This window comes from Fusibacter sp., from assembly GCF_057447755.1.
On record NZ_JBVBZF010000163.1, the window covers coordinates 1 to 7,831 of the forward strand.

The 7,831-nt window shown below is 40.7% G+C and carries 7 protein-coding genes; all 7 read right to left on the reverse strand.

The genetic code is table 11. The annotated features are described in order from the left end of the window. Nucleotides 1-1,369: hypothetical protein (locus AC220I_RS14975; RefSeq protein WP_486724662.1), on the reverse strand; the 1,369-nt coding region annotated here is incomplete at its 3' end. 2 nt (nt 1,370-1,371) lie between these two features. Then, the gene (locus AC220I_RS14980) at nt 1,372-1,836 is read right to left on the reverse strand and encodes a hypothetical protein (RefSeq protein ID WP_486724663.1); all 465 of its coding nucleotides are present in this window, start codon (nt 1,834-1,836) and stop codon (nt 1,372-1,374) included. Beyond that, nucleotides 1,836-2,645: a hypothetical protein gene (locus AC220I_RS14985; protein WP_486724664.1), complete on the reverse strand. Its 810-nt coding sequence runs from the start codon at nt 2,643-2,645 to the stop codon at nt 1,836-1,838. The genes AC220I_RS14980 and AC220I_RS14985 overlap by 1 nt, the downstream gene beginning before the upstream one ends. Beyond that, nucleotides 2,642-5,242, reverse strand: a complete 2,601-nt coding sequence (locus AC220I_RS14990; protein WP_486724665.1) for a tape measure protein — start codon at nt 5,240-5,242, stop codon at nt 2,642-2,644. Before AC220I_RS14990 ends, AC220I_RS14985 begins: the two co-directional genes overlap by 4 nt. 232 nt (nt 5,243-5,474) lie before the next feature. After that, nucleotides 5,475-5,792: a hypothetical protein gene (locus tag AC220I_RS14995; RefSeq protein WP_486724666.1), complete on the reverse strand. Its 318-nt coding sequence runs from the start codon at nt 5,790-5,792 to the stop codon at nt 5,475-5,477. 19 nt (nt 5,793-5,811) lie between these two features. After that, complete coding sequence (locus AC220I_RS15000) at nt 5,812-7,344, reverse strand: hypothetical protein (protein WP_486724667.1); 1,533 nt, start codon at nt 7,342-7,344, stop codon at nt 5,812-5,814. 12 nt (nt 7,345-7,356) lie between these two features. Beyond that, on the reverse strand, nt 7,357-7,831 hold a 475-nt coding region (locus tag AC220I_RS15005), incomplete at its 5' end, for a hypothetical protein (protein ID WP_486724668.1).

The window sequence follows — 7,831 nt, forward strand, 5'->3', positions numbered from 1 at the left end:
CAGATATAAGATTGATTATCTCTGGAACCTTTGAATTTACCGCAGTGAATTGACTAGAATTAACTGTAAGTCCGTGTGCTTCCAAAATGTATTGTAGTACTCCAGCCCCGCTTTTAGCCCCAGTCATGTTGTCTATGACAATTAACGGAGTGTCCACCCGTATATCCGTAGTGGCCGCATCAAAAGTAAGCTTGACTAAACGATGCCCTCCGGGGGTAATTTCACTAATCGACACGGTAGGAAAAGCGCCTATAGTTTTTGTAGGATTCACGTTAATTACTTTAATATTCAAGTTAATGGTTATTGTATCATATACAAACGTCCCTGACGTCCGTTCGATTGTAGTATATGCATCGTTTTGATTTAATACTAACCCTAGATCAGTGGCCAACGGTGACCCCGAGGTCTTACTTAAATTAACTGCTTGCCCAATAAAATAATTGGGGATTGCTGTGTAAGATTGAATTTTAGTTAATAGCCTTACTGCGGTCGTCGGGGTATAAATTTGAGTGTTGGAAGCTAAACTTTGATAGCTCGGTATTTTTCCAATAATCATCACTTTATCAGTAATAGGAATTGGTTTGATAATGGAATCGATACCCTGAAAGGCAATGGGTCCGACTAAAGGGGGTACTAACGGTGTACCAATGACAGTCCCTGAATCCGCGGAACCTTGTCCCTCTCTGGTATATGGTGTAGATGTACCAAATATCATAGGAATTGCTTGGCCGTAATATAGATCGGGAATATTACTCCCAGTATAATACGATGAACTATGAGAGGGGTCTACTGTAACTAAATAATCTGGGTCTCCAAAAGTCGCTAATTGATCGAGCGCTGTATTTGGCTTTTGAATATTCAGACTAAACCCTGATTCAGATAACCGCTGACTCATTGTTTGGGCCTTGAGAACCAAAGTAGTAGCCTTGTATATATAAACTTGTTGCCATTCAAAGCTAATGGGTAATTGTGCTAATTGTTGCCAACTATCTCCCAATGCTATTGTAAGATCGGAAGCTACCGTAGTGGCATAACCGCGCTCCAATTGATCCATAGAACGGGTAATAGTGGGAGCGCGGGCCAACCTGGGTTCCCAGAATCGATCGGCACTAAGACTATCTGTGGGATCTTTAGGTGCAAGGGCTCCACTAGTATTTGCTACAAGATACAACCGAAATTTAATTTTAATTTTGTTCCCACTAACAGCATTGGGAATGCTTATGGTTTTATTGGCAAGGCTATAGGTAAACGTTGCATCGTTTACATCATTGCGCCACACCTGAATCACTTCGGCAACAAATGAGGCCGATTTACCAGTAAAATCAAATATGTCTGTGATATTTGCAATACCGTCAACAGTTACAAACATGATTATACGCTCTCTATAATATGACAGGCTATTTCTGAACTTGATCGACTCGTCACAGTGTCATTATACCCCATGGTAATGGGATAATCTCTAACCAAAGAAAAGTAGATATCACTGGAAGGAATGGCCCCTAACACCGGGGTATAATTACCCATTATTAGGGATAGATTATAACCAGTACTAGCGGTCAAAATAGGTTTTTTAGCAAAAACAAATCTCATTCTACCTATTTGATTGCCCGGAACTTGACCTAATTGAATTGTATCAGACGTAACGGTTTTGCTACCGGTGGTGATTGATAATTGCGCCGTAGCCCCCACTAAGCTACCTTGTTTGTAAAAAAATAGTTGAATTCTATCGAGTACCGTGTTGCGGTCGGGAGTGATGGTGGCAATGACAGCCGTCTCGTTATTTTGATCCATAATAATATGACTTACCGGGTTACCAAAACTTTCAAAAGTAGGCATTATAATACCTCTCTTACATCATATGATACATCAAAAACAGACGTTTTTACATGTTTAAACCTGGGCAGACTGCCGAAATAAGTTAAAAAATGGCTGTCCTCTGGTCCAAAACAAGCCTCAGTTGGGTCAAGCGAAAAAATAAAAGGAGTAAACAATCCTACTTGCTGAATTGTAGTTTCAATTTCTTTTTTTGTTTCTTTCGAGAGAAATCTATGATTTAAACCTGTAAACTGACTATACTGGGGTCTTTGACTAGCATAAAGTACCCCTGAATCGGAGGTTTGGATGATCGATTGATCAACAGGTTCAATACTAAACCCGCGTTGAATATTGTACTCGAAGGTTAGTGCATCTCCCAAGAAAATGTAATTTATAAATAAGTCATCGGGGTTTGTGCTATCATCGAAAACAATATTCCAATACCTATATTGCAAACCCTCGGGGTTTGCATCCGTGTCTAAATAAAGAAAAACCCCATTATCATAGATAGTTGCCTCTTGATTAAAGGGTTCGGTGCCATCAAACAAATTGATCATATTGCCTTTTAAGGTAATTGTTGCTGAAGGAGATACCCCCAAATTCGCGTTTGAGGGGCCGAAAATGGCAAAAAGACTGACATTTCCATTATACCCTAAGTCAATTGTTACTGTGAAAGACTTTGATCCCGGGTTCCAAGGTAAGGCGCGTTTCCCGTCACTAGCAGTTAACGCATTGGCAAATGGAAAGGAGCCATCATCAGGAGCTACAATCGTAACTCCTGCGGTAAGTAATTGATTATTATCATAAATTCTAGCTTTAGTACTTCTCATGCTATTTGTCCGTTTCGCTTTAGTTCAGTAATTACACTTGCTAACTTACGGCCGTCGATATCTATTGTATTAGCTACTTGCGTTGGGGCCTGTAGAACATTTAATATCGCTTCCAGGATTTGTACCATTACTGAATTATCTTGGGGGGAGTTACTTGTACTCGATTGAGTTGATAAAAAATTATCAAGCTTAGCCGTTGTTGTACGATCTACTATGAGTTCTCCATTAGCTAACATTGCTGGTACGGTGTCGCGGCTACTGTCAGCACCCTTCACTCGTACAGCGCCCCCACTAGCCAATCCAAGAGCGCCCCCAATATCAGCAAAACCGCCCCCAATATCACCACCGATAAATTTACCGAAAGTACCCCCTTGGCCAAACTTACCTAGATCAAAATTTGATAAAACGTCTGCAAATTTTTGAAAAGCATCAGTTATAATCTGTACAGCAGAGGCAAAACCGTCAAAAATTGGACTAAGAAAGTTTGCAATTGGTCGTACCAACTCAGCTATTTTTTCTTCCAATGCATTTAAAAAGGCTACCGCCCCTTGAACCAGCAATTTGGCAAAAACTTCCTGTAATCTAACTTGTAATTTAACCAATCCCTCAACAATTGCTAAACTGATTTTAGGGGCATTTTCAACTAGAGTTAAAATCACGTCAGGCATTGCATCTGATAGCGATTGAATTATTTCAGGTATTGCTTTAACAAATCCCTCTACAAATAACTTAAACGCCTCAGGGTCACGCGCAACATCTAGTAAAGCTGTTACAAATTGACCTGCACCGGGTAAGAAAATATCAGTGACGGCTCCGGCTGCACTACTAACAGCTGCGGCCCCTGCATCCATAATATTTTCTTTTTGTTTTTTAGTTAGCTCTTCCTTTTCTTTCTCTAGCTGTACTAACTCTTCTTGAATTTGTTTTTGTTCTTTTAAAAACTCAGCATTAAATTGCCCGACATTTTTTATATGCGTTGATTCAAGTTTTGCTCTCTTTTCTTGAATCTCTAGTGTCTTAGCCTCAATAGCGTCTAGGTCCGAGCGCATTGTTTTTGTGCCGCTAACTAATATATTAGTTAAATCTTTAGAAAAAGTAATTAGAACGGATGCGGATTCCTGCAATTTGGTTTTGATTTTATTTAAGTAGTCATCGATTGCTTTTGATTGAATTTTTGGGACTAACGTGGCACCCACCTTAAAATCAATCTTAGTATCTGCAATGGCTTTACTAAACTGTCGTATCTTAGATTCTACTTTATCTACAGCACCTACAACTTTGGTAACAAGACCGCGTTCGCTTTCATCAAAGCTAAAAGCATCTTCAAAATTTGCTTTTATTTCTTTTGATCTATCGTCCACCCTCTTTGCGATGGCATCTGTGAAATCTTCATAAATTTTTTGAGTGCGTTGGGCGTCCTTAACTGTTTCCTCGGAACCGAAAAATGATCCGGCTTTCTCGCGCAGAAAGGCTACCGCTTGAACCGTTTTTCCGACTGCAAATATAAGGGTATCAATACCATTAAGAAAAACTTTGAAACTACCTGCGGCTAAATTAACAAATGTGTCAATGAATTTAGCCATTTGTGCAAAGTTTGTGGAAAAACCTTTAGCTAAATCAGCAATATAATTTAGAACTTCGACCACAATATCGCGAAAACCTTCAGCTAATGTTTGCCTATTTTCATCAACAAACTTACCCAATTGTTGGACTAATTCGGTAGAGAATCGAAGAGTTTGCTTTACAACCGGATCAAAGATGCTACCAATACTTGCAAAAGTGTTAGTAATATTGTCTTTTAGGGTAGAAAATAACCCGCTAGAAGTTTGCGAGAGTCGTTGTAGAGACCCTTCGAACATACCCCCAGCGCCGGCCATTGCTTCAAAAGCTTTTAAAACATCGTCGGAGGAAATTTTACCTTGTTTTCTAAGGTCTTCTAGTGAAGATTCCGCCACTCCAAGGCTTTTAGCCAATGCGGGGCCTACATTAATACCTCTTTCAACTAATTGTAGGAACCGCTCCCCCGTCAACCTACCTGCAGCTTGAATTTGTCCAAAGATGATTGCAAGTTCACTGAGATCAGATCCCGTTCCAGCCGCTAAATCCCCTAATAATTTTAATCGAGGAAGCACTTTATCTTGTTCAGTTCCAAAGGCTAGTAGTGATCTTGCACTTTTAGCAATTCCCTCTAATTGAAATGGGGTAGCGGCTGCAAAGTCTCGTAATTTCTGTACTTGTCTGTTGGCGGCTTCAGCTGACCCAGTAAAAGCAATGAATTGTGTGGTAAGATCTTCTATACTAGCGGCGGCTTCAAGGGCTTCTGAAGCTAATTTTACCCCTACAAATGTCGATATTGCAGTAACTGCAGCACCCACCCCGGCAGCTACCTTCGTAACGGAGCCAACCATTTTTTTCAAACTAGCTGTAGCTTTACTTGCCTGGGTTGTGGCTCGACCAAGGTTACTTTCAATTTTTGACACGGACTTAGCTACACTATTTGCACTTTTTTCTAGGGAATCGAATGCATTATCGAGACGCTTAAGGGTCTTATCAATATTAGTTTGCAAACGCAAATCTAGATCAATATTGTTTGCCATAACTCCCTCTATTTTTTAATTTTACTGCTTAACTCATTGATTTTATCATAGATTGTGTAAACCCTATCAAGAGTTTTAAGGTCCATGGGTGGGGCCGGTACCCCGAGGGCCTTACATTTCATGATGGTATTATAAATTTGCATGTAATGACTTGCTTTTTCCAACTCATTTAATGTAAATAAGCCCTCGGGAATAGGTGCTTTGGTGGCAATCAATGTGGCCACTTGCCTAATTACTTTTTTTCCGATTCTTCGACCTCAGAATCATTGACATTAATCATAGATTCAAGTACGTGTTGAGCAATTGGCATAAATGCAAAATTGCTCAGTACTATCTCCCATGTATCCACACACTGTCCTTGATACTCCATATCCACAGAAGTAACTAACTCGTCCATTCTTTTATAAACATCGACTAGCGTCTTCAGTCGATCTTTGTCAGACTGGGATTTTAGATCAAGAACCAGTGAGGAGAACTCTAGCCCTTGCTCAATTGAAGGGCTTTTGACTGTAATTGAACCATACTTATTTGGGATTACTTGTGAAAACATGTGTTTGATTCCTTTATAATTATACTAGGTTAATTGCTATATCCTTAGTAGCCGATGCAACATGCCCAGTGATTGTCATCTCTGCGACTACAAGTCCATCACTATCCGAAATGATGCTAGTTGTAACTGAGCCTGAAGCAATGTATAGATTAACGCACTGTCCCGGTATCCAATTGCCGGCTGATTTAGGTCCATGAACCCATTGTGCTGCAACATCACTGTTTCGTTGGACGGCATTAAAAAGATCAATTTCGTCTTTTTTGAAAGTGAAGGTGGCTGAAATTTCAACCGCTCTACCACTTAAAATTGATCCGCTAATGCCTGATTCGGCGCAGTAGCTTAGGTCGTCTGTCTTATCACCGGTGATTGTTATTGACACATTGGAGCCATCTCGACAAAAGTTTTTATCGAATGTGCCGACAAAAAACTCGTTACCCTTTACAACTAAGGGGCTTTGGGCATCATAAGTAGGGGTAACCGGCGCTTCCCAGGTTTGTACATTATCCGCAGTATAGCTGGTAGCGCCGGTGTCATCCGCGGCTACACTAAAACCAAGGGTGCCACCTGCCGTATTAGCGGCATTCGTTCCAGTATTCCATAATAAACTAAAAATAGTTCCATCTGAACTAATAACAAACTTTGACCCTGTGTACGTACAACTAATCGTATTAGTAGATACTGCGGTCATTCTAGCAGCTATATGTGCAGCCAGTTCCTCTGGGTGATCATAAACCCCTTCATCTAGAATGGCTGCTACGGTTCCACTATCGTCCGTGAAATCAATATACTTCGTCGAGGCCGTAATACGAATTGGGTCGAAATAGTATTTAATACCATCAATGCCAAACTCTACCGTTGCTAATTCAGTAGCCGGGAAGTTTGCTGTCATGGAAGTTGTACGACATCCCGCTATCGCTTGTTTGAAACCAGAACTTGTATCAGACGCTTGAAAATGGTGGACAGAGTAAGTAGGGTGGCCCGTTCCCTTTGCCTCATAAAACACCGCCTTACCTAAGTTCGTACCACTGGCTGGGGCATTTTGAAGATTAAAGGCAAGATATAGGCGATCGGTTCCTGTGTCAACGGAATAAATATTAGCAATTTCGTGTGGAAAACTCGCGTGCTTAATCAAAACAGCCTGGCCCGCTACAAAAGCCCCGGCCGCTGCATCGCCAGTATTCAACTGCAAAAAGGCACGATTTGAAGCGTCACCAGCACTAGAACCAGCAATAACCGCGTACTCAGTGGCAAATTCTGTGACCTCCCCTAATAGTGATTCAATCATAATAGAGTAATCTGGCTTTTGACCCTCTACTCCGGAATGTTTGAAATATTTAGGGATAGAACTAGTTGGACTCTCTCTGCTGACAAAAGCCTTAGAAGCGCCTATGTCATTTATCAATTCATCAGATTGAATTGTTTCGGTCGCACCTTCAACTGAAAATCCTTCCCGTAATACTGTAAAATGTGTAGCTAAGGTAGGGTCAATTAAGGTGCCTTCAGTAGTCTCTTCGACCACGGCTAGCACACTTGATTTGGTTTGAAAAGGCATTGATTAGGCTCCTTAATCTTGGGTTCTAATAGTATAGTTGGTAACAATATATATGAATTTTTCCACCCCATTGAGAGGTGAATTATAAATGTCTGTCTGAGTGACAAATGCCGGGGCAGTGACTCCATTAAAAAATACTTGGGCCATGGAACTGCCAATAAGTAAATTAGGTTTGTCGAGAGCCTGGCGCAAAAGAATTTCATCATTGTGAGCATCTTTAAGTGCTGTAATAAACCCGGCTGAATCATTTTGTAATCTGGTGGTATCCTTGGTAATTATTACACTTAAAGAGTATTGTGTGATAACGTCTTGACATAATTCATCAAGAGGGCTCGGTATCGCCTCACCAAGAAGTATTCCCCACCCGCTTTCCAGCGTAGCATCAGCATTCATATTAAGATTAATTGAATCAGCTATTTCTGTGGAACCGGGTAATGTTGCAGCTATCGTGGTACGAAATTGGTCTATAACCGAACTAATTAAGGCC

Bases quoted from the DNA above. Each gene is read 5' to 3' on its own strand.
- AC220I_RS14995 (WP_486724666.1), bottom strand. From the start codon at position 5,792: ATGTTTTCACAAGTAATCCCAAATAAGTATGGTTCAATTACAGTCAAA.
- AC220I_RS14990 (WP_486724665.1), bottom strand. From the start codon at position 5,242: ATGGCAAACAATATTGATCTAGATTTGCGTTTGCAAACTAATATTGAT.
- AC220I_RS15000 (WP_486724667.1), bottom strand. From the start codon at position 7,344: ATGCCTTTTCAAACCAAATCAAGTGTGCTAGCCGTGGTCGAAGAGACT.
- AC220I_RS14985 (WP_486724664.1), bottom strand. From the start codon at position 2,645: ATGAGAAGTACTAAAGCTAGAATTTATGATAATAATCAATTACTTACC.
- AC220I_RS14980 (WP_486724663.1), bottom strand. From the start codon at position 1,836: ATGCCTACTTTTGAAAGTTTTGGTAACCCGGTAAGTCATATTATTATG.